Origin of the sequence: Modicisalibacter tunisiensis (genome assembly GCF_020148005.1) — a bacterium.
Taxonomy (GTDB): domain Bacteria; phylum Pseudomonadota; class Gammaproteobacteria; order Pseudomonadales; family Halomonadaceae; genus Modicisalibacter; species Modicisalibacter tunisiensis.
Genome location: NZ_JAGXFD010000001.1, coordinates 1874160 through 1895045 on the forward strand (window position 1 = coordinate 1874160; position 20886 = coordinate 1895045).

General features: G+C 67.2%; 16 protein-coding genes and 1 riboswitch. Of the genes, 8 read left to right on the plus strand and 8 right to left on the minus strand.

Going from position 1 to position 20886, the window contains the following annotated elements; genetic code table 11:
• Positions 1-17: 17 nt before the first annotated feature.
• From KGQ91_RS08755 to dctP, 3 genes are read right to left on the minus strand one after another with little or no spacing between them, the layout of a single operon-like run.
• Positions 18-1340: a TRAP transporter large permease gene (locus tag KGQ91_RS08755; protein WP_224420789.1), complete on the minus strand. Its 1323-nt coding sequence runs from the start codon at positions 1338-1340 to the stop codon at positions 18-20.
• Positions 1324-1959 carry a TRAP transporter small permease gene (locus tag KGQ91_RS08760; RefSeq protein WP_318010270.1) on the minus strand — a complete coding sequence of 212 codons (636 nt, stop codon included), beginning with the start codon at positions 1957-1959 and terminating at the stop codon, positions 1324-1326. Before KGQ91_RS08760 ends, KGQ91_RS08755 begins: the two co-directional genes overlap by 17 nt.
• Positions 1960-1971: 12 nt before the next feature.
• Complete coding sequence (gene dctP, locus KGQ91_RS08765) at positions 1972-2964, minus strand: TRAP transporter substrate-binding protein DctP (RefSeq protein ID WP_224420790.1); 993 nt, start codon at positions 2962-2964, stop codon at positions 1972-1974.
• 154 nt (positions 2965-3118) lie between these two features.
• Between dctP and KGQ91_RS08770 the strand changes: the two genes are divergently transcribed.
• The 3 genes from KGQ91_RS08770 (at position 3119) to KGQ91_RS08780 (ending at position 8873) form a co-directional block, all read left to right on the plus strand.
• Positions 3119-3793 (plus strand): GntR family transcriptional regulator, encoded by a 675-nt coding sequence (locus tag KGQ91_RS08770; RefSeq protein WP_224420791.1) that lies wholly within the window; start codon positions 3119-3121, stop codon positions 3791-3793.
• Positions 3794-3949: 156 nt separating this feature from the next.
• The gene (locus tag KGQ91_RS08775) at positions 3950-5449 is read left to right on the plus strand and encodes a CoA-acylating methylmalonate-semialdehyde dehydrogenase (RefSeq protein ID WP_224420792.1); all 1500 of its coding nucleotides are present in this window, start codon (positions 3950-3952) and stop codon (positions 5447-5449) included.
• Positions 5450-5756: 307 nt separating this feature from the next.
• Entirely contained in the window at positions 5757-8873 is a 3117-nt protein-coding gene (locus tag KGQ91_RS08780; protein ID WP_224420793.1) for a DEAD/DEAH box helicase, read from the plus strand.
• 111 nt (positions 8874-8984) lie between these two features.
• Here the strand turns inward: KGQ91_RS08780 and KGQ91_RS08785 are convergent, their stop codons facing one another.
• Positions 8985-9674: a hypothetical protein gene (locus KGQ91_RS08785; RefSeq protein ID WP_163647679.1), complete on the minus strand. Its 690-nt coding sequence runs from the start codon at positions 9672-9674 to the stop codon at positions 8985-8987.
• A 154-nt stretch (positions 9675-9828) separates the two neighbouring features.
• Positions 9829-9942: riboswitch (TPP riboswitch) on the plus strand.
• Here KGQ91_RS08785 and KGQ91_RS08790 point away from each other — a divergent pair.
• Positions 9932-11329 carry an SLC5/6 family protein gene (locus KGQ91_RS08790; RefSeq protein WP_224420794.1) on the plus strand — a complete coding sequence of 466 codons (1398 nt, stop codon included), beginning with the start codon at positions 9932-9934 and terminating at the stop codon, positions 11327-11329. (Overlaps the previous riboswitch by 11 nt.)
• 128 nt (positions 11330-11457) lie before the next feature.
• The gene (gene ilvD, locus KGQ91_RS08795) at positions 11458-13152 is read left to right on the plus strand and encodes a dihydroxy-acid dehydratase (protein ID WP_224420795.1); all 1695 of its coding nucleotides are present in this window, start codon (positions 11458-11460) and stop codon (positions 13150-13152) included.
• An 87-nt stretch (positions 13153-13239) separates the two neighbouring features.
• Here ilvD and KGQ91_RS08800 read toward each other — a convergent pair whose 3' ends face one another.
• From KGQ91_RS08800 to KGQ91_RS08810, 3 genes are all read right to left on the minus strand, one after another.
• The gene (locus tag KGQ91_RS08800; protein WP_240464645.1) at positions 13240-13467 is read right to left on the minus strand and encodes an XRE family transcriptional regulator; all 228 of its coding nucleotides are present in this window, start codon (positions 13465-13467) and stop codon (positions 13240-13242) included.
• Between the two features lie 200 nt (positions 13468-13667).
• Positions 13668-14354, minus strand: coding sequence for an SDR family oxidoreductase (locus KGQ91_RS08805; protein WP_163647675.1), 687 nt, complete (start codon positions 14352-14354; stop codon positions 13668-13670).
• Positions 14355-14438: 84 nt separating this feature from the next.
• Complete coding sequence (locus KGQ91_RS08810; RefSeq protein ID WP_224420796.1) at positions 14439-15542, minus strand: malate dehydrogenase; 1104 nt, start codon at positions 15540-15542, stop codon at positions 14439-14441.
• Positions 15543-16000: 458 nt separating this feature from the next.
• Here KGQ91_RS08810 and KGQ91_RS08815 point away from each other — a divergent pair, with 458 nt between their 5' ends.
• The 3 genes from KGQ91_RS08815 (at position 16001) to cadR (ending at position 19822) form a co-directional block, all read left to right on the plus strand.
• Positions 16001-18256: a putative bifunctional diguanylate cyclase/phosphodiesterase gene (locus KGQ91_RS08815; RefSeq protein WP_224420797.1), complete on the plus strand. Its 2256-nt coding sequence runs from the start codon at positions 16001-16003 to the stop codon at positions 18254-18256.
• A 151-nt stretch (positions 18257-18407) separates the two neighbouring features.
• Positions 18408-19136 (plus strand): glutamine amidotransferase-related protein, encoded by a 729-nt coding sequence (locus KGQ91_RS08820; RefSeq protein WP_224420798.1) that lies wholly within the window; start codon positions 18408-18410, stop codon positions 19134-19136.
• Between the two features lie 227 nt (positions 19137-19363).
• On the plus strand, positions 19364-19822 hold the full coding sequence (cadR, locus tag KGQ91_RS08825) for a Cd(II)/Pb(II)-responsive transcriptional regulator (protein WP_224420799.1): 459 nt from the start codon (positions 19364-19366) through the stop codon (positions 19820-19822).
• Positions 19823-19861: 39 nt separating this feature from the next.
• Here the strand turns inward: cadR and corA are convergent, their stop codons facing one another.
• Entirely contained in the window at positions 19862-20815 is a 954-nt protein-coding gene (gene corA, locus KGQ91_RS08830) for a magnesium/cobalt transporter CorA (protein WP_163647667.1), read from the minus strand.
• Positions 20816-20886 lie beyond the last annotated feature (71 nt).

The following is a 20886-nucleotide window of genomic DNA, read 5'->3' on the forward strand; positions in this document are numbered from 1 at the left end:
GTCCTCCGGGGCGGTTCTCAGCCAAGAATCAGGTCGGGAAGCCAGGTGGCGATCCCGGGGAAGAAGCACAGCAGCACGATGCCCAGCACCATGCACAGGGCGTAGGGCAGGCTGCCCAGCAGGATGTCCTTGAGGGCGATGTCCGGGGCGATGCCCTTGATGATGAACAGGTTCAATCCCACCGGCGGGGTGATCAGGCCGATCTCCAGGTTGATGGTGAGAATCACCGCGAACCAGTAGGGGTCGAAGTTGGCCGAGAGGATGATCGGCATCAGGATCGGGGCAGTCATCACGATCACCGCCACCGGCGGCAGGAAGAAGCCGGCCACCAGCAAAAACAGGTTGATCACGCCCATCAGCACCCAGCGGTTGACCTCCAGGTCGGCGATGCCGCCGGCGACGGTCTGGGTGATGTACAGCGAGGAGAGTGCATAGGCGAAGATCTCCGCCGCGGCGATGATCAGCATGATCATCACGCTCTCGCGCAGGGCGTCGCGCAGGATGACCTTCAGGGGCTTCGCCTGCCACATGCGGTAGACGACGATGGCCAGGGCCAGGCACAGGAAGGCGCCGGCGCCGGCGGCTTCGGAGGGCGTGGCCAGGCCGCCGTAGAGGGCGAACAGGATGCCCGAGACCACGATCAGGAAGGGCACCACGCGCACCAGCGCCTTGAGGTTGCCCTCGACGTTCTGCTTGACGGCGCTAGCGGCCTCGGCGACCGGATTCTGATAGCCGCCGGCCAGCTTGCAGGCGATCAGTGTCCAGGCCATGAACAGACCGGCGAGCATCAGCCCGGGCATGGCGCCGGCGATGAACAGGCGACCGATCGAGGTCTCGGTGGCGATGCCGTAGACGATCATGGTCACCGAGGGCGGAATGAGGATGCCCAGGGTGCCGCCGGCGGCGATGCAGCCGGCGGCGACGCCGTCCGGGTAGCCGCGCTTGCGCATCTCGGGGATCCCCAGCTTGCCGATGGCCGCGCTGGTGGCCGGCGAGGAGCCGGAGAGTGCGGCGAAGATCGAGCAGGCGCCGATGTTGGAGATCGCCAAGCCGCCGGGCACGCGCCCCAGCCACAGGTCCAGCGAGCGGTACAGGTCGCGGCCGGTGGGGGAGGAGGCGACCGCCGCGCCCATGAGGATGAACATGGGAATGGCCACGAAGCCGAACGAGGCGATGCTGCTGTAGAAAGTCTCGCCGAAGTAGGTGAGCTCGCTCATGCCGCTGCCCAGCACCAGGGCGGCCAGCGAGACGCCGCCGAGCGCGAAGGCGATGGGGGTGCCGATGGCCATCAGGGCGAACAGGGCAACGATCACCAGAATGCCGCTAGTCACTGGATCCATTGTCGGAATCTCCACGCAGAATGTTCGCCACGTATTGCAGCGCAAGCAGGGTGCTGCCGATGGCAAGGGGCAGCAGTGAAGGCCATACCGGCGGGTTCCAGACCGTGCCGGTGGTCCAGCCCATCGAATAGGCCTCGATGAAGTAGTGCCAGGCGCCGTAGGTCAGCGCCGTGCAGAAGGCCAGGCCGATCAGCGAGGCGATGAACTGCATGATCTTGCGGGCGCGGCCGCCCAGGGCGTCGGGCAGCACCGTCACCGCGACGTGGCCGCCGGTCATCAGCACGTAGGGTGCGCCCAGCAGCATGGCGCCGGTGATGGCGAAGATGGTGAATTCGGTCTGCCAGGTGGTGTTGTGGCCGAGTACCGCGCGCACGAAGATCATGTGGCAGACCACCAGCACGCCGGTGACCAGCAGGGCGCCGGCCAGCACGGCGGTGACCGACGAGAGGGTGTCCATCAGCCGAATGTAGCCGCCGACGAGCCCGCGATGCGGCCGAGCCGCACGGGTGTGTTCCGTTTCCATAGCGCACCCCGGCGTGGATGAGGAGGCTGCCTCGGGCGAGGCAGCCGGGTCGGTGATGGCGCGGCCGGGGGCCGCGCGCTGGATCGAGACGGTCATGGCGCGATCGCCTCAGTCGACGGCCAGGGCGGCGTCGATCAGGGCCTGACCATTGGGCACCTTCTCGGCGAAGGTCTTGTAGGAACTCTTCTTGGCGACGTCCAGCCAGGCCTGGTAGTCCTCGGGCGACATGGTCACGACCTTGACGCCGTTTTCCTTGTAGACATCGACCAGTTTCTTATCCAGCTCGGCGGCCTGGTCGGCGAAGTAGGATTCCGCCTTGTTGCCGGCCTCGGTCAGGGCCTTCTGCTGGGCGTCGGTGAGCTTCTCCCAGCTCTGCTCGGAGACCAGGATCGGCTCGTACATGAACCACAGGGCGTTCTTGCCCGGTGCGGTCAGGCAGGTCGACTGCTCGTAGATGCGGTAGGACACCAGCGACCCCGAGGAGGTGTTGGCGCCGTCGAGCACGCCGGTCTGCATCGCGGTGTAGATTTCCGAGGAGGGCATCGAGGTGATCGAGGCGCCGGCGGTGGCCAGCATCTCGTCGAAGGCCGGCCCGGCGGCGCGCATCGCCTGGCCCTTGACGCTGTCCGGCGAGGTGATGCAGCGCATGTCGGACACGAAGCCGCCGGCCAGCCAGGCATCCGAGATTACCCGGGCGCCGGCGTCGTTGATGACCTTCTTGATCATGTCCATGAACTTGGAGTCGTTGAGCCGCTGGGCGCGCTCGTGACTGCGCACCAGGCCGGGCATCAGCGTGGCGGAAAATTCCGGGTGGCGGCCGCTGGCGTAGTCGAGCGGCAGGGCGGTCATGTCCAGGCGGCCGCGAACCAGGGCCGGCCACTGCTCCTTGGCGCCGAACAGCGATTCGGCCGGGTAGACCTGAACCTTGAGGTCGACGTCGGCCTTGGCCACCTCGTCGGCGATCATCTGCACCATCTTGTCGCGGACGTCCCCCTTGGGAAACTGGTGCGAGGCACGCAGCACGGTCTCCGCCGAGGCGACGCCGCTCATGGCGACACTGAGGCCGAGGGAGGCGAGGGCTAGCTTGAGGGAGGTTTTCATGGCGTCTCCGTTGCGTTTGTTTTTGTGTAATATTTATCAGCGAGGCTGATGTATACTTTAATAGGTCTTGAGGATACTCGGTGTCAAACCGGGGTCATTAGACCTTGGTGGCAATGCTCGGCGGACCCGGCATGCGTGGCAGAAGGGGGCGAACGTGAACGGCGACAAGCGATCGAATGCCCAGCGGCTGAAGGAGTCGCTGGAGAACGACATCATCAACGGGCGTCTGGCGCCGGGGGAGCGGCTCGACCCCGAGGCGCTGGGCAAGCTCTATCAGGTCTCGCGCACGCCGGTGCGCGAGGCGATCCAGCAGCTGGTGGCCAGCGGCCTGGTCACGGTGTCGCCCAAGAAGGGCACCTTCGTCGCCAAGGTGGGCATCGAGCAGCTGATCGAGATGTTCGAGGTGATGGCCGAACTGGAAGGGATGTGCGGTCGTCTGGCGGCGCGGCGCATCACCCCGGCCGAGCTCGCGGTGCTGCACGCGGCGATCGAGCGCTGCGAGGCGGCCGCCCGCACCGGCAATTCCGACGAGTACTACTACGAGAACGAGGCCTTTCATCACGGCATCTACGCGGCCAGCCACAACGGCTTCCTGGCCCGCGAGGCGCATCAGCTCAAGCAGCGCCTCAAGCCCTACCGGCGCCTGCAGCTGCAGGTGCGCCACCGGCTGGCGACCTCGCTGGCCGAGCATCGCGAGATCGTCGCCGCGATCGAGGCCGGGGACGCCGAACGGGCCGAGCAGACGCTGCGCAAGCACGTGCTGATCCAGGGCGAGCGCTTCAGCGACTTCGTGGCCAGCGTCAAGGCGCTGCAGACGGGCACCGGCTGAAGACCGCCGACGGGGGACTCGACTTTGGGCGAGGGGCCGTTGCCGTAGGAATCCGCCGCTGGCTAAGCTGGAATGCACGCCGGCCCCGTCGGCTCATCATAACGACAATTCGCCGTCTCGCCGCTGCGCCGGCGACGGCACTCAGGAGCCCCCTTCATGCCCGTTCGTGACATTGCCCTGTATATCGATGGTCAGTCCGTGCCCTCGCAGTCCGGCGAGTGGCGCGAGGTGCTCAATCCGGCGACCCAGGAAGTGGTTGCCCGGGTACCGTTCGCCACGCTCGAGGAAGTCGATCGCGCGGTGGCCAGCGCACGGGATGCCTTCACCACCTGGCGCAAGGTGCCGCTGGCCCGGCGCATGCGCATCATGCTCGCCTTCCAGGCGCTGATTCGCGAGCATACCGCGGAACTCGCCGCACTGATCACCGAGGAGCACGGCAAGACGTTGCCCGATGCCAAGGGCGAGGTGGGGCGCGGGCTGGAGGTGGTCGAGCATGCCTGCTCGATCACCAGCCTGCAGCTCGGCGAGATCGCCGAGAACGTCGCCAGCGACGTCAATGTCTATTCGCTGCACCAGCCGCTGGGCGTCGGGGCCGGCATCACGGCGTTCAACTTCCCGATCATGCTGCCGTGCTTCATGTTCCCGTTGGCCATCGCTACCGGCAACACCTTCGTGCTCAAGCCCTCCGAGCAGGATCCGTCGTCGACCATGCGCCTGGTCGAGCTGGCCCACGAGGCCGGGGTGCCGCCCGGGGTGCTCAACGTGGTCCACGGCGGGCCCGAGGTCGCCAACCGGCTGTGTGACCACCCGGACATCAAGGCGCTGTCGTTCATCGGCTCGACCCGGGTCGGCACGCACATCTACGAGCGCGCCGGGGCCGCCGGCAAGCGCGTGCAGTCGATGATGGGTGCCAAGAACCATTGCGTGGTGATGCCCGACGCCAACCGCAGCCAGGCGATCAACAACGTGCTGGGCTCGGCCTTCGGCGCCGCCGGCCAGCGCTGCATGGCCAATTCGGTGCTGGTGCTGGTCGGCGAGGCCCGCGACTGGCTCGACGAGATCGTCGAGCGCGCCGGGCAGCTCAAGGTCGGGCCCGGTACCCAGGAGGACGCCGATCTGGGGCCGCTGGTCTCGCCGGCGGCGCGGGAGCGGGTGCTCGGCCTGATCGGCCAGGGCGAGGCCGAGGGCGCGACGCTGCGTCTCGACGGCCGAGGCCTGACGGTCGACGGCTATCCCGACGGCAACTTCGTCGGCCCGACGATCTTCAGCGACGTCTCCGCCGGGATGACCATCTATCGCGAGGAGGTCTTCGGCCCGGTGCTGTGCGTGGTGAGCGTCGAGACCCTCGATGACGCCATCGCCTTCATCAACGCCAACCCCAACGGCAACGGCACGGCGATCTTCACCAATTCCGGCTGGGTGGCGCGGCGCTTCGAGGCCGACATCGACGTGGGGCAGGTGGGTATCAACGTGCCGATCCCGGTGCCGGTGGCCTACTTCAGCTTTACCGGCTCGCGGGCCTCGAAGCTCGGCGACCTGGGGCCCAACGGCAAGCAGGCGATCCAGTTCTGGACCCAGACCAAGACCGTCACCGCACGCTGGTTCGAGCCGGAGAACATCTCCAGCGGCGTCAACAGCACGATCTCGATGGGTTGATCACCCCCGCTCGGTGACACTACGGCCCCGCTTCGAGAGAAGCGGGGCCGTGTGTATTTCGGGTGCCTATTTCTGTAACGACTGGCTCCCCCGTGATTCGTCTCGATGTGATCTCTCGGCAGTTGGTTCATCCGGAGCCTGGCCGTGGGAGCGACTTCAGTCGCGATGAACCCACCGTCAGGCCGCCGCTGTCGAGGATGAATCCTCTCCCACAAGCCCCTTCAGTAACCGCACTGTTTCCGCAGGCCTCCCGCGGTGGCCCTTTGCTGTTACCCTGGGGACATCGACAGGGCGGGGAAGTGATACCATGGAACGGTTGCCGGAAGGGCTCTATGAACGGCTGCTCGATGAAGAGCTCAAGGAACAGCTGGGAGCTCATCCCGAGCTCAAGCCGGTACTGCGCAAGCTCGATGATGAGACGGCTCCCCATGCCTACGCCCAGTTCCTCGGTCAGCTGCTGCATCAGGCCCTGCGAATCGTCGATACCGATCGTCGCCTTCCGCTTCTCAATCGCCTTATCGAGCTGATCTCGGCCACCGATGGCCTCGACTATCTGGCGCGCAAGAAACTGCTGGAGACGGATAAGCCGGTACTCAGCGAGCTGGGGAAAGGGAGCCCGCCGCTACCACGACCGTCGACGCCTCTGGCTACCAGCGCGTTGCTAACGGGGTTGGGACATGATCCGCCCCTCGAGCATGAGTTACGCGCTGAGATGGCCACGGCCGATAGCGTTGATATCCTGGTGTCGTTTATCAAGTGGTCGGGACTTCGGCTGCTGATGCCTGCCTTCGAACGCCTGGCCGAGCGTGATATCCCGGTTCGCCTGATTTCGACCAGTTATATGGGGGCCAGCGACCCGACCGCATTGGAGTGGCTGTCCCGACAGCCCAATGTCACCGTGCGCGTCTCCTACGACACCGGCGGCACGCGCCTGCACGCCAAGGCCTACCATTTTCGCCGCGAGAGTGGATATGCCACGGCCTACATCGGTTCGGCGAACATGTCCCACTCGGCGATGACCCAAGGACTCGAGTGGACCGTCAAGGTTACCGCCCAGGATATGGGGCATATCCTCGAGCGCTTCGAGGCGGAGTTTGCGGCGTACTGGGAGAGCGATGAATTCGAGCCCTATACCTCAGAGGATTTTCCGCGCTTTCGTCGGGCGATCGCCGCGCATCAGGAGCGCGCCAGAAGTGGAGCAATCTTCTTTGCCGAGATCACACCGCGACCCTTCCAGCTGAGGATCCTGGAAGCCATCGATGCCGCGCGGCAACGTGGCTCGTTTCGCAATCTGGTGGTGGCCGCCACCGGCACTGGCAAGACCGTGATCTCGGCGCTTGACTATCGACGGCTCTGCGAGCGTGAAGGGCGCCAGGTGCCCCTGCTCTTCGTCGCGCATCGCAAGGAGATCCTGGAGCAGGCTCAGGCCTGCTACCGTACCGTGCTGCGCGACCAGAACTTCGGTGAGCTCTGGATAGGGGGCCATGTACCGACCGAGCGCCGTCACCTGTTTGCCTCGGTGCAGACCCTGAATCGCCACCGCCCTTGGGAGACCTCGGGCAGCGAGTACTTCCAGTATGTGGTCATCGATGAGGCCCATCATGAGGCTGCCAGCAGCTATCGGCCGCTCCTTGAAGAGCTCAACCCTGCCGTGTTGCTCGGGCTGACAGCAACGCCCGAGAGGATGGACGGTAGCAGCATCCTGCCGGACTTCGATGGTGACTTCGCCGCGGAGATTCGCCTGCCTGAGGCGTTGGAGGAGAAGCTGCTCTGTCCCTTCCATTACTTCGGGGTCAGCGATAGCGTCGATCTCAGTGACGATGCGCTATGGCGCAACGGCCGCTATGATGCCCGCCAGCTGGAGAACCTGCTGACCGGTGATGACTTGCGTGCCAAGCAGCGAGTGGACACCGTGCTGCAGGCGCTGGAACGCTATCAGCCCGACCTGCGTGGCGTTCGCGGGGTGGGGTTCTGTGCCGGCGTAGGCCATGCGCAGTATATGGCCAAGTGTTTCAACCGGTTGGGCAGCGAGTATCGAGCGGCCGTTCTTGTCGGTGACACGCCGGCGGAGGTCCGCGCCGAGCGGTTGCGTGAGTTCCGCCAGGGAACGCTGCCCTTCCTGTTTACCGTGGATGTGCTCAGCGAAGGGGTCGATGTTCCCGATATCAACCTGGTGATGTTCCTGCGGCCGACCGAGAGCCTGACGGTTTTCCTCCAGCAGCTGGGGCGGGGATTGCGGCATGCCCCCGGGAAGGAGTGCCTCACCGTGCTGGACTTCGTAGGGCAGACGCACCGGCGCTACCGCCTGGACACCAAGTTCACGGCGCTGCTCTCCGGACGGCGCCAGCGGCTGGACCGTGAGGTCGAGGCCGACTTCCCCAGCCTGCCACCCGGCTGCAGCATCCAGCTCGAACGGGTCGCTCGGGATCGCGTGCTGGGCAAGATCCGCTCGGTGCTGGCCGACCTCAATCAGTTTATCCCCGAGACGCTGCGTACATGGTCGGAAGAAGTGGGGCGCCCGCTCACCTTCGGGCGTTTCATCGAGGTGACCGGGCTGACGCCGGTCCAGGTGCTGTCACGTCGCAGCTGGACGGAATGGAAAGCCTTGGCCGACCGCCACGAGCCACCCGAGGATCCCGATTTCGACCAGGCACGCAAGGCACTGTCGCGGATCGCGCTGCGTAGCGATCCCCAGCTGCTCTCGGCCGTCGAAATCCTGGGCCAGCCTGAAGGGGTCGAGGAAGTCCTGGGGCGCTATGACACTGCGCGGCAGACGGCGCTGCACTATCTGCTGTGGGGCCAGAAGGGCGGCCTGGTTGGCGTCGACAGCTTCGAGGAATCGCTACGGAAGTGGTGCGCCAACCCGAGTGTCGCGGCCGATGCCGCCGAAGTCGCCGCCTGGCGGCGAACTCATCAGCCGGTGCCGCTGCAACGGCTGAGCGAGCTGCCTTTCGACTGCGAGCTACTCCTTCACGGTGCCTATGGCATGCCAGAGATTAAAGCAGCGCTCGGGCTGGCGAGCCTGGAAAAGTCGGGTGCCACCGGCGTGGGGGTGATCCATGCAAAAGAGCTGCGTGCTTATATTCACTTGGTGACTTTCCAAAAAGATGAGAGCGACTTCTCTCCCACGACACGCTATCGCGACTACCCCATCAGCCGCACCCTGCTGCATTGGGAAAGTCAGTCGAACACCAGTCAAGCCAGCGCAACGGGGCAGAACTACCTTCACTTCGAGGCGCGAGGCTACACCATCCTCTTCTTCGCCCGGCTGACCAAACGCACCGACGGCGAGACGGCGCCCTTTACCTTCTTGGGGCAGGCCAAGGCGCTTAAGAGTTACGAGGGAGATCGGCCCATCGCCATGACCTGGGCGTTGGCCCACCCCATGCCAGCGGAGCTCTTCGAGGAGGCGAGGCCGGCATAGCGAAAGCGCCAAGCTGGCTTCGGATGCCGAGTGCGACTTTGGCGGACATTTTGACGTTACCGCAAGGGGCTATTCGGGCCCGCCGCGCGATGCGGCGGGCCCGATGCCGGATCAGCGGCGCGTGGTGGCGATCCCGCAGCGCTCGAGCAGCTGGATCATCGGCTCCAGCTGGCTTTCGTGCAGGACCAGCAGGGTGGCGACGTCCGGGTCCGCGTCCCGCGGCAGGATCACCGCGAACTCCCCCTCCTCGAGATGGAACTCGTGAATCTCGCGTTCGCCCTGCGGGGTGAGGCAGTACGTCGAACGGTAGTCATCGTCCTCGCCGTAGGTCAGGCGGTTGTAGACCTTGAACAGGGTGTACAGGTAAAGGCCCTGCGTGAAGGCCGGCCAGCGGGCGGGGCTGTGCCGCGTGGCGTCGTCGATCGGCTGGCCGGCGGCCTCGGCGCGGCGAATGGCGTCTTCCAGGGGCTCGGCCAGCAGCGAGGCGCTGTCGCAGGGTGACGGTCGGCCTTCGGCCCGGGCCGAGGTGTAGGCGGCGAGCACCTGGCGCATGTCGTCCAGGCAGGTCAGGGCGTGGTCGCTGTGCTGCAGGTGGCGCGGGTCGAAGTCGCCGTTTTCCCAGCCGTGCACGACGCGAAGCCGCAGGCTGTCCGTCTCCAGGGCGGGGGCCAGCAGGGCCTGCAGGGCACGCGGCAGGTGGCTCCAGCGGTCCGGAATGTCGTTGCCGAAGGCCTGGTAGGGATCATCGAAGAGTCGGTGCAGGCGGCCCGGCACGTGTTCCTGGGCTTCGTGGTATGGCATGGGGATCTCGGATCTGATCGTTGTCTGGTGTTCTGGTAGAGTGAGATCGCTTCACGACCCTGAGACGGCGGGTTGCCGTCGGCAGGGATCGAATGCAGGACGGATACTCGTGTCTATCGACCGATATCCGCAAAACTTTAATCATCCCGACATTCAACGTCGCCAGGGGAGCCCCGTCCGCTCGGGGCTGAGAGTGTGCCGGCCGCGGCGCAGACCCTGGAACCTGATCCGGTCAATACCGGCGGAGGAAGCGCGACATGTATCTTGCCACCCTGGCCGTGCTGGGCGCGGCCCTGTTGCTGTTTGCCATTCTGGGACTGCGCGCCGGTCGCGCCGATTCGCCCCTCGACGATTACGTGACGGCGCGCAATTCCCAGCGCGGCACCACGCTGGGCCTGTCCTTCCTGGCGTCCGGCATGGGCGCCTGGATTCTCTTCGCGCCACCGGAAGTCGGGGCCTTCGTCGGCCCGGTGGCCCTGGCCGGCTATGCCATCGGCTCGGCATTGCCGTTTATCGTGCTGGCGCTGTGCGGGCCGGCGATCCGCCGGCGGCTGCCGGCGGGACGCAGCATCGGCGAGTTTGCCGCCGAGCGTTTCGGCACCGGCATGCGCCGCTATGTGGCGTTGCTGTCGGTGCTCTACATGGCCTGCTTCCTGGCCGCCGAACTGAGTGCCATCGGCGGCATCACCGCGCTGCTCTCGCCGCTGGCGGGCAGCGTGGCGATCGTGGCCGTGGCGCTGACCACGCTGGCCTACACCGCCTGGGGCGGCCTGCGGGCCAGCCTGGTCACCGACCGCTGGCAGGCGTTGCTGCTGGGCGTGCTGCTGGTGCTGGTGGCGGGCGCGGTGCTGGGTGATCTGCCCGCGCTGCCGGCCGGCGCCGCCATGCCGAGCGTGCCGGCCGGCGAGGCGCTGAACGTGGCCGTGACCCTGGTCATCGCGGTGACGGCGGCCAACCTCTTCCACCAGGGCTACTGGCAGCGGGTCTGGGCGGCCCGCGACGGTGCCGCGCTGGGGCGTGGCGCGGTGCTGGGCGGCGTCACCACCGTGCTGGTCGTGGCGGTCGTCGGCGGGCTGGGCATCCTGGCGGCGATGAGCGGCGCCGACCTCGGCGAGCCGCCGATGCCCTTCTTTGCGCTGCTTGGTGCGGCGCCGGCCTGGCTGACCCTGCTGGTGCTGGTGCTGGCGGTGACGCTGGTGGCCTCGAGCGTCGACACCCTGCAGAACGGCATCGCCTCGCTGCTGGTCGGCGAGGGAGAGGCCCTGAGTCGCCACGGTGTCTCGCTGGCCGCGGCGCGCTGGCTTACCCTGGCGCTGATGGTGCCGGCGGTGCTGGTGGCCCTGCAGGGCTATTCGGTGCTGCGACTGTTCCTGATCGCCGATCTGCTGTGTGCCACGGCAGTGGTGCCGGTGCTGATGGGGCTGTGGGCGCGGATGAGTGCCCCGGCCGCCGCCGCCGGCGCAGTGGCCGGCCTGGTCGGCGCCATCCTGCCGGACTGGATCGCCCGGGGCAGCCTGGGTGACGCGTTGCTGGCGGCGAGCTTCCCGGGCGGCGAAACCACGCTCGCGCCGTTCGCCGGGGCTCTGGTCGCTTCCAGCGCGGTGGCGCTGCTGGTGGCGCTGGCGCGCCCGCACCCGGCCTGGCAGGCGGGATAGCCCCGAGTCCGGACAGCCGGGGAACTCCGCGACAACATAGCCATCGTCGCGGATTTGCGTCCTCTCCGGTCCGCTTCCAGACTGAGGCGCTATGTTGAAATGACATCGAGCAGCCGTGGAGAGGACCGATGAGCGATCAGAACACCACCCCGGACCCGCGTCGCCGTTACTCCGGCCCGGTCGTCGACGGGCCGGGAAAGGCCGCCAGCCGCGCCATGCTGCGGGCGGTGGGCTTTTCCGACGAGGACTTCACCCGCCCGCAGGTGGGCATCGCCTCGACCTGGAGCCAGGTGACGCCGTGCAACAGCCACATCGGCGGCCTGGCCGACGAGGCGCGGGCCGGTGCCGACGCGGCGGGCGGCAAGGGGGTGATCTTCAACACCATCACCATCTCGGACGGCATCGCCAACGGCACCGAGGGCATGAAGTACTCGCTGGTCTCGCGCGAGATCATCGCCGACTCGATCGAGGCGGTGGCGGGTTGCGAGGGCTTCGACGGCGTGGTGGCGATCGGTGGCTGCGACAAGAACATGCCGGGCTGCCTGATCGGCCTGGCGCGCCTCGACCGGCCCGGGGTGTTCGTCTACGGCGGCACCATCCTGCCGGGCGAGAACCACACCGACATCGTCTCGGTGTTCGAGGCGATGGGCGCGCATTCCCGCGGTGACATCGACCGCATCGAACTCAAGCAGATCGAGGAGACGGCGATTCCCGGGCCGGGGTCCTGCGGCGGCATGTACACCGCCAACACCATGGCCTCGGCGATCGAGGCGCTGGGCATGAGTCTGCCGGGCAGTTCGGCGCAGAACGCCGTCTCGCAGACCAAGCGCGACGACAGCCGCGCCGCCGGCGCCGCGGTGCTCGAGCTGCTCGAGCGCGACATCAAGCCCAGCGACATCATGACCCGCGAGGCCTTCGAGAACGCCATCACCCTGGTCATCGCCCTGGGCGGCTCGACCAACGCGGTACTGCACCTGGTCGCCATGGCCAGCGCGATCGGCGCCGAGGTGACGCTCGACGACTTCACGCGCCTCGGTCGGCGCGTCCCGGTGCTCGCCGACCTGCGGCCGAGCGGCCACTACATGATGAGCGAGCTGGTGGCGATCGGCGGCATCCAGCCGCTGATGAAGACCCTGCTTGACGCCGGCCTGCTGCATGGCGACTGCCTGACCGTGACCGGTCGCACGCTGGCCGAGAACCTGGCCGACGTCGCGCCCTACCCGAGCGATCAGCGGATCATCCAGTCGCTCGATGCCCCGCTCAAGGCGCAGAGCCACCTGCGCATCCTGCACGGCAACCTGGCACCCGAAGGCGCGGTGGCCAAGATCACCGGCAAGGAGGGCACGCGCTTTACCGGCCGCGCCCGGGTGTTCGGTTCCGAGGAGGAAGCCCAGGCGCGCATCAACGACGGCACCGTGGTGGCCGGCGACGTGGTGGTGATCCGCTACGAGGGGCCGCGCGGCGGGCCGGGCATGCGCGAGATGCTCACCCCGACCTCGGCGATCATGGGGCGCGGCCTGGGCGATGCGGTGGCGCTGATCACCGACGGGCGCTTCTCCGGCGGCAGCCACGGGTTCGTGGTCGGCCACGTCACGCCCGAGGCGTACAACGGCGGGCCGATTGCGCTGGTCGAGGACGGCGACGAGATCACCATCGACGCCGAGGCCGACACCATCGATGTCGCCCTGAGCTCCGAGGAGCTCGAGCGGCGTCGCGCCGCCTGGCACCAGCCGGCACCGCGCTATCGCCGCGGCGTGCTGGCCAAGTACGCGCGCACGGTGAGTTCGGCCTCGCTGGGGGCGGTGACCGACCTGCCCGAGTGACGTGTGCCCGGCTCGGCCGTCGTGAGGGATACACACGGGCGACCGGGCCGGCGAGGAGCTGGCTGCTACACGAGAGGCGTTTGACGTCTAGGGTGGCGTGGGCTGCAGGGGGTCGTCGATGTCCTCGGCGACGGCCGGCATGCTGTCGCGGATGGCCTTGAGCTCCTCGGCGGAGAAGTGCTCCAGGCGACCGGCCAGCAGGTCGCTGATGCGCTGGCTGGGAACACCGGCGCGTCGGGCGATTTCCCGATTGCCGAGTTCGGAGAGGGCGATGCGGCGGGTGACGACACGCATCAGTCGGGTGCGACGTTCCATGTCTCTGACATCGAAGTCGCGCTGTCGAGTGGCTGACTGTGCCGGTCTGACACAGTCGCTACGTCTTCGTACCGCGTCCATGGGGCTCCGTTATCTGACGATTGGACGCCATCAGGATGCGCAATTTTTTCGCGTTAGGCCAGAGGGACGAGAGACTTTTCCTTGACCGTCGTCAACGCGGAATCGACGCTGCACATCGCTCATTCCGGCGCCGGGGTCGGGCGGACCAGGATCTCGTTGACATCGACATGCTCCGGCTGGCTCACCGCGTACATCACGGCATTGGCGATGTCGCGATCCTTCAGGGCCGTCTCGGGCGGCTGGTCGAAGAACGGCGTGTCGACCATGCCGGGCTCGATCAGCGTGACGCGGATGCCGCTGCCGCGCAGTTCCTCGCGCAGGTTGTAGCCGATGCCGGTCACGGCCCACTTGCTGGCGCTGTACATCGAGCCGGGGATGGTGGTCCGGCCGGCGGCGGAGCCGGTGAGCAGGATATGCCCCTGGCTGCGTCGAAGGGCCGGCAGGGCGGCCTGGATCGTCAGCCCCACCCCGTAGACGTTGGTCATCAGCATGTCGCGCCACACGTGGTGGTCGGCGCTGCTGAAGCCGCCGGGAGAGCCGCCCATGCCGGCGTTGGCGAAGACCACGTCGATGCGCCCGAAGCGCTCGAGGGTCTGGTCGATCATGGCCTGCTGCGCGTCCATGTCGGTGACGTCGCAGGTCAGGGCCAGGGCCTTTTCCGGGCCGAACTCCTGGACCAGGGACTCGAGCCTGTCCGTCGAGCGGGCGGCCAGCGCCAGCTGGTAGCCCTGGTGATGGGCGGCTCGGGCGGTGGCGGCGCCGATGCCGCTGGAGGCGCCGGTGATCAGGAATACGCGATCGTTCATCGTCATCTCCTCGCTCCGGTGATTGCCTGCTGTCGGTGAGCGGCGCGCGGGCACGTCCTTGCGTGCCCGCGCGACAGAGGCCGGTTACAGCACGCGATCGGTGCGCAGCACGCTGGCCTCGCTGTCGTCGAGGGTGTCCTCCTCGCCGTAGCGCGAGGCGCCGGAGCGCAGCGTGGTGCGCAGGTTGAGGTGGGCGGCCTCGGTCTCGGCGGGCAGCAGGTGCTCGACACCGGCCTTCTCGTCGATCAGCTCCTTCTCGGTGGTCTCGATGCGCTTGCGGGCGGCCTCGTCGATCGGCAGGCCCTGGACGATCTCGTGGCGCCCGTAGCGGCAGCGCACCGGGAAGGAGAAGACGATGCCCTTGGTCACGCCGTAGCTGCCGTCGGACACCACGCACATGCTGACGAAGTCGTCATCGGGGGTGCCGAAGTACCAGTCGCGCATGTGATCGATGGCCCCCTGGGCGGCCGAGGCGGCGCTCGACTGGCCGCGGGCGGCGATGATCTCGGCGCCGCGCTTCTGGACCCGCGGGATGTACTCTTCGTCCACCCACTTGGGGTCCAGCTCCGGCCACACGGGCTCACCCATGGCCGTGGCGTGATGCAGGTCCGGGTACTGGGTGGCGCTGTGGTTGCCCCAGATGGCGACCTTGCGGATGTCGCTGGCGTTGCAGCCGAAGCGGTTGGCGATCATCCCCTTGGCGCGGTTGTGGTCGAGCCGGCTCATCGCCGTGAACTGGGAGGGCGACAGGTCCGGGGCGTTGCGGCTGGCGATCAGGGCGTTGGTGTTGGCCGGGTTGCCGACCACCAGCACCTTGACGTCGGGGTTGGCGTAGTCGTTGAGTGCGCGCCCCTGCGCACTGAAGATCTCCGCGTTGGCGGACAGCAGGTCGGCGCGTTCCATGCCGGGCCCGCGCGGCTTGGCCCCCACCAGGAAGGCGAAATGCACGTTGCTGAAACCGTCCTGAATGTTGTCGTGCAGGCGCACGTTGTGCAGCAGCGGGAAGGCGCAGTCCTCGAGCTCCATCGCCATGCCACGCAGTGCTTCCATGGCCTCGGGACGCTCGATCAGCTGCAGGATGAGCGGCTGGTCGGGGCCGAAGACCTCGCCCGCGGCAAGACGAAAAAGCAGGGAGTTGCTGATGCTACCGGCGGCACCGGTAACGGCAATGCGAAACGGACGCTTCATGTCGGACTTCCCTAGGCTCGTTTAACGGTAATGAATGCCGGCCGTGATGCCCCTCCTGTCGATGCCGGAAAAGCCCCGGCCGGGTGATGAACACAGGTTTTCATCGGTTGTCGTGACGACCGATTCCTCCGCAAGCATAGCAGGACTGACGAAAATTCCGCTTCGACCTTGATCGAGGGTCCGGGCGCCTCGCTTCCGGCCGGCTTCGCCCTTCGATGACTTGCGTATCGTGACGAGACAGTATTTTCTTGATGAAAAAGTTTCATGCCATGACATGAAGCGCGGGCATGAAGACTGAGGGCGCGAACGCCCGGTGTCGCGCCCGAGGCTCGTTCGTGACGACGTTCGTGAAAAAGTAGCAGGGAAACAGGAGCCGGAATGTGACGGGCTGGCTGAGCGGGTCGGGTGGCAAACGCGGGGATCCGGCGGAACAGTGGATACGCGATGAGCAGGTCGCGATGCTGTATCAGGGGCTCTGGCAGCCCTGCCTGTTCAGCGCCATAGGGGCGGCCCTCCTGGTGGGCATTCTCTGGCCGGTGGTCGCCCACGGGGCCCTGCTGGCCTGGCTGCTGGTCATGCTGCTGGTGTCGATGGTGCGCTGTGGAATCGGCGTGTACTTCCGCCGTCTGGACCATGCCGCCCGGCGGCATCCGCGCTGGCGCTGCCTGGCCCTGGGCGGGGCGCTGCTGACCGGCAGTGTCTGGGGCGCGGCGGTCATCTGGCTGTTCCCGCATGAGCCGGCGTATCAGCCGGCGCTGGTGCTGACCGTCGCCGGGGTGAGCGCGGGGGCCGTGACGACCCTGTCACCGCTGTGGACGGCGGCGATCGTCTGCCTGGTACCGGTGGCGCTGCCGATGGCGTTCCAGTATGCCCGGATGGACACGCCGCTGGCCTCGAAGCTGGCCCTGATGGTCGGGGTCTTCCTGGTGTTCGTGATCGGCGCCAGCCAGCGCTGGAGCAGCGTGCTGCGCGAGAAACTGCGGCTCGAGGCGGATCGCCAGCGCCGCGAGCAGGACCTGCGGGAAAGCGAGGCCCGCTACCGGGCGATCTTCCGGGCTTCGCCCCTGGGGGTCTTTCATTTCGATACCCGAGGGCGGATTCTCGACTGCAACGACCGCTTCGTGGACCTCATCGGCACGTCCCGCGCCGGGCTGATCGGACTCGACCTGCCCGCCACCCTGCATGACACGCGGGTGCAGCGTGCGCTGACCCAGGCGCTGACCGAGGGCCAGGGGCACTTCGAGGGCGACTACACGGCGGTGCTCTCCGGCCAGACCCGGCCCATGCGGGCCCTGTTCAGCGGCATCCGCGACGGGCAGGGGGCCATCGTCGGCGGCATGGCGATCATCGAGGATCTCACCGAGCACCGGCAGGCCGAGGCCACCATTCACCGGCAGGCCTTCTACGACCCGTTGACGAACCTGCCGAACCGGCGGCTGCTGCTGGATCGACTGGCCCGGGTGCAGGCGCACTGCCGGCGTCACGGCGAGCATGGCGCGGTGCTGTTCATCGACCTGGATCACTTCAAGAAGGTCAACGAGTCGCTGGGTCATGCCGCCGGCGACCGGCTGCTGATGCTGGTCGCCGAGCGGCTGGGCGCGCTGCAGGAGGGGGAGGGCCTGACGGCCCGCGTCAGCGGCGACGGCTTCGTGATCGTGCTGGCCTCGCTGGGCGAGACGCTGGTTCGGGCCAAGGCCGGGGCGCAGCAGATGGCCGAGCGGGTCGTCGCCGAGCTGTCCGCGTCCTATCCCGTGGCCGAGCGAACGCTCACCATCACGCCGAGCCTGGGCGTCGCGCTGTTTGGTGCGGTGCCGGCCAGCTCGATGGAGCTGATCAAGCAGGCCGAGACGGCGATGTACCAGGCCAAGGCGGGAGGGCGAGCCTGCGTGCGTCATTATCTGCCGAGCATGCGCACCGCCGCGCTGCATCACCTGGCGCTGGAGCAGGGGCTGCGCCAGGCGCTCGCTTCGGGAGAACAGCTCATGCTGTATTTCCAGCCACAGGTGGACCGCCAGGCCCGAGTCATCGGCGCCGAGGCCCTGCTGCGCTGGCAGCACCCCTCGCTGGGCATGGTCTCGCCCGCCGAGTTCATCCCCGTGGCGGAGGAGACCGGACTGATCCTCGAGCTGGGTGACTGGGTGCTGCGCGAGGCCTGCGAGGCGCTGCGGTGTCTGCCGGCATCCCGGCTGCCGCGATTGTCGGTCAACATCAGTCCGCACCAGTTCGCGCGCCGGGATTTCGTCGAACGGGTCGCGGCGCGTGTCGAGGCGGCGGGAATCGATCCCGCCCGGCTGCTGCTGGAGATCACCGAAGGGGTGCTGATCGACGACCTGTACGCCGCCATCGAGACGCTCAACGGCCTCAAGCGCATCGGCGTGGCCCTGGCGATCGACGACTTCGGCGTGGGGTACTCGTCGCTGTCCTATCTCAAGCGCCTGCCGCTCGACGAGCTGAAGATCGATCGCAGCTTCATCCAGGAGCTCGAGGACGCCAACGACGCGGCCATCGTCCAGACCATCATCGCCATCGCGCGGCATCTGGCGCTGGCCGTGGTCGCCGAAGGGGTCGAGACACATGAGCAGCAGGCGTTTCTCGAGGCCAACGGCTGCCATGCCTTCCAGGGCTTTCTCTTCCACCGGCCGATGCCGTATGCGGCGCTGGCGTCGTCCCTGAAGGCGGTGACCGGTGCGACGGACTCCATGCCTCAGGGATAGTCCGAGCGCTGTTCGTTACCCGCCGTTCCGGGGCAGCATGCCATGCCGGATGCGTTGGCGAGAGGGGCGCGTTATCGTCAGGATATCGACGGTCGACCGGGTTTTCCCCGGAGCCCGAGGCCTTTCATCGATGATCAAGGAGTCACCGCCCATGCGAATCGGTCTGCTGCAGTGTGATGACGTCGACGAGGCCCTTCAGCCTCGTCACGGCAACTACCCGGCGATGTTCGAACGGTTGTTTACCAGCGTCGACCCCACGGTCGAGTTTCGGGTCTGGCGCTGCCTCGACGGCGAGCTGCCCGACGATGTCGATGCGGTGGACGCCTGGATGACCACCGGTTCCAAGCATGGGGTCAAAGACGGCGATGCCTGGATCGAGGCCCTGTGCGGCTTCGTGCGCGAGCTGTGGGCCGCCGGCAAGCCGCTGGTGGGGATCTGCTTCGGCCACCAGCTGATCGCCCGGGCGCTGGGCGGCGAGGTGGTCAAGAGCGAGCGCGGCTGGGGCGTGGGCATGTCGTTCAACCGCCTTACCCGCCATGCCGCCTGGATGGAGCCCTGGCAGGAGAGCCTCGATCTGGTGGTCAGCCATCAGGATCAGGTCGTGCGCATGCCGGAGGGCTCGACGCTGCTCGCCGAGAGCGACTTCTGCCCGATCTATGTCATGCAGGTCGGCGAGACCTTTCTGGGCGTGCAGGGCCACCCGGAGTTCGCCAAGGCCTACTCGGCGGACCTGATGACGCGGCGCCGGGATGTGGTGCCGGTCAACCGGGTGCGCGAAGGCCTGGCATCGCTCAATGCGCCGGTGGACGACCAGGTGATGGCGCGCTGGATCCTCAATTTCCTGCGTCAGGCGAACGAGCGTCGTGGCTCTCGCGGTTGAAGGGGCTGCCAAAAAGCGGCGGCGATACCCCGCGGGGTACCGCCGCCCAGGCGATGCGCCCGATTCCTAGCAGGTTCCGTGCCAGCCTTTCCCGGGCGCGCGGCATGGCGTGCCGGGCATGTCGCGATCCGCGTGCAGCCTCGCTTCGCTGGCCAGCGCTGGCGTGGCGCGCTAGGGTCATCCACGACAGGTCGGAAATCGCGCCGGGACGCGGCAGGAGGGCACTCATGAAGATCGGGGAACTGGCACGCCGCACCGGCTGCCAGGTGGAAACCATCCGCTACTACGAGCGTGAGGGGCTGCTGCCCGAACCCGCGCGCAGCCGTGGCAACTATCGCCTGTATGGCAGCGCGCACGTGGAACGGCTGACGTTCATTCGCCATTGTCGTGCACTGGACATGACCCTCGGCGAGATTCGCACCCTGCTGATGCACCGCGATCATCCCGAGCGCGACTGCGCGGAGGTGGATGCCCTGATCGACGCGCATATCGGTCATGTCGAGAACCGGCTGGCCCAGCTCGAGAGCCTGCGCGGGGCGCTGCTGGAGCTGCGGGCGCGCTGCCGGGGCGACGGCGGGACCCAGGACTGCGGCATCCTGCGCGAGCTGGCGCAGCCCGCCGACGAGGAGGGCGGCGATGCACCGCCCTCGGCGGTGGAGCATATCGGCGGGACCCATTCTCACTGACCCGCCGGGCCTCGCCCGCTGCCGTCTGTCCTACAGCTCCTACAGCCAGTTCTTGTGCTTGAAGTACAGGTAGGGTGACACCCCGGCCACGACCATCAGTCCCAGGGCGAACGGGTAGCCGTAGGGCCAGGAGAGCTCGGGCATGTGAGTGAAGTTCATGCCGTAGATGCTGGCGACCAGCGTCGGCGGCAGGAAGACCACGGCGGCGATCGAGAAGATCTTGATGATCTGGTTCTGCTGGATGTTGATGAAACCCTGCGTCGAGTCCATCAGGAAGTTGATCTTGTCGAACAGGAAGGCGGTGTGGCTCATCAGCGTCTCGACGTCGCGCATCACTTCCCGGGCGGTTTCCTGCAGCTCGCCGTGGCCGCGCAGGTGGCGCATCAGGAAGGACACCGAACGCTGGGTGTCCATCAGGCACAGGCGGATCTTGCCGTTGCTGTCCTCGAGCTTGGCCAGCTGGTCGATGGCATCCTCGAGGTCCGAGTCCTCCTCCTCCAGCACCAGATAACTGACGTCCTCGAGCTTGCGATGGATGTCCTCCAGGGTGTCCGCGAGGTTTTCCACCTTCTGCTCGAAGATGGTCATCATCAGTGTCTGCGCCGAGTCGGCCTCGACCTGGCCGCTGCGCGCGCGCAGGCGCAGCAGGCGGAAGTCGGCGAGCTCGCAGTCGCGGAAGGTGATCAGCCGCTCCGGCTGGAGGATGAACGCCACCGTGGTGTTGCCGTGGCGGCCCTCGCTCTGCGACAGGAACAGCGAGTGGACGTGGATGCCGTCGGCGTCGACGAAGTAACGGGCCGAGGACTCGATCTCCTCGACGTCGTCGGTGGCGGGCAGCTCGTCGGCGAGGAAGGCGTTGAGCCGTTCGCGCTCGGTGTCATCGGGTTCGTGCGCGTCGATCCAGGTCGCCTGGGCCAGGCGCGTGGCAAGCGGCAGGGCGTCCTCGGAAACTTCCTTGATGGTCTGGCGCTGGAGTTGAAAGGTGCGAATCATCGACGGCCTTGAGTGCAGCGGGTAAGTGCGACCAGATTAGGGGGTCGGACGCATCAAGCCAACCGTTGCCG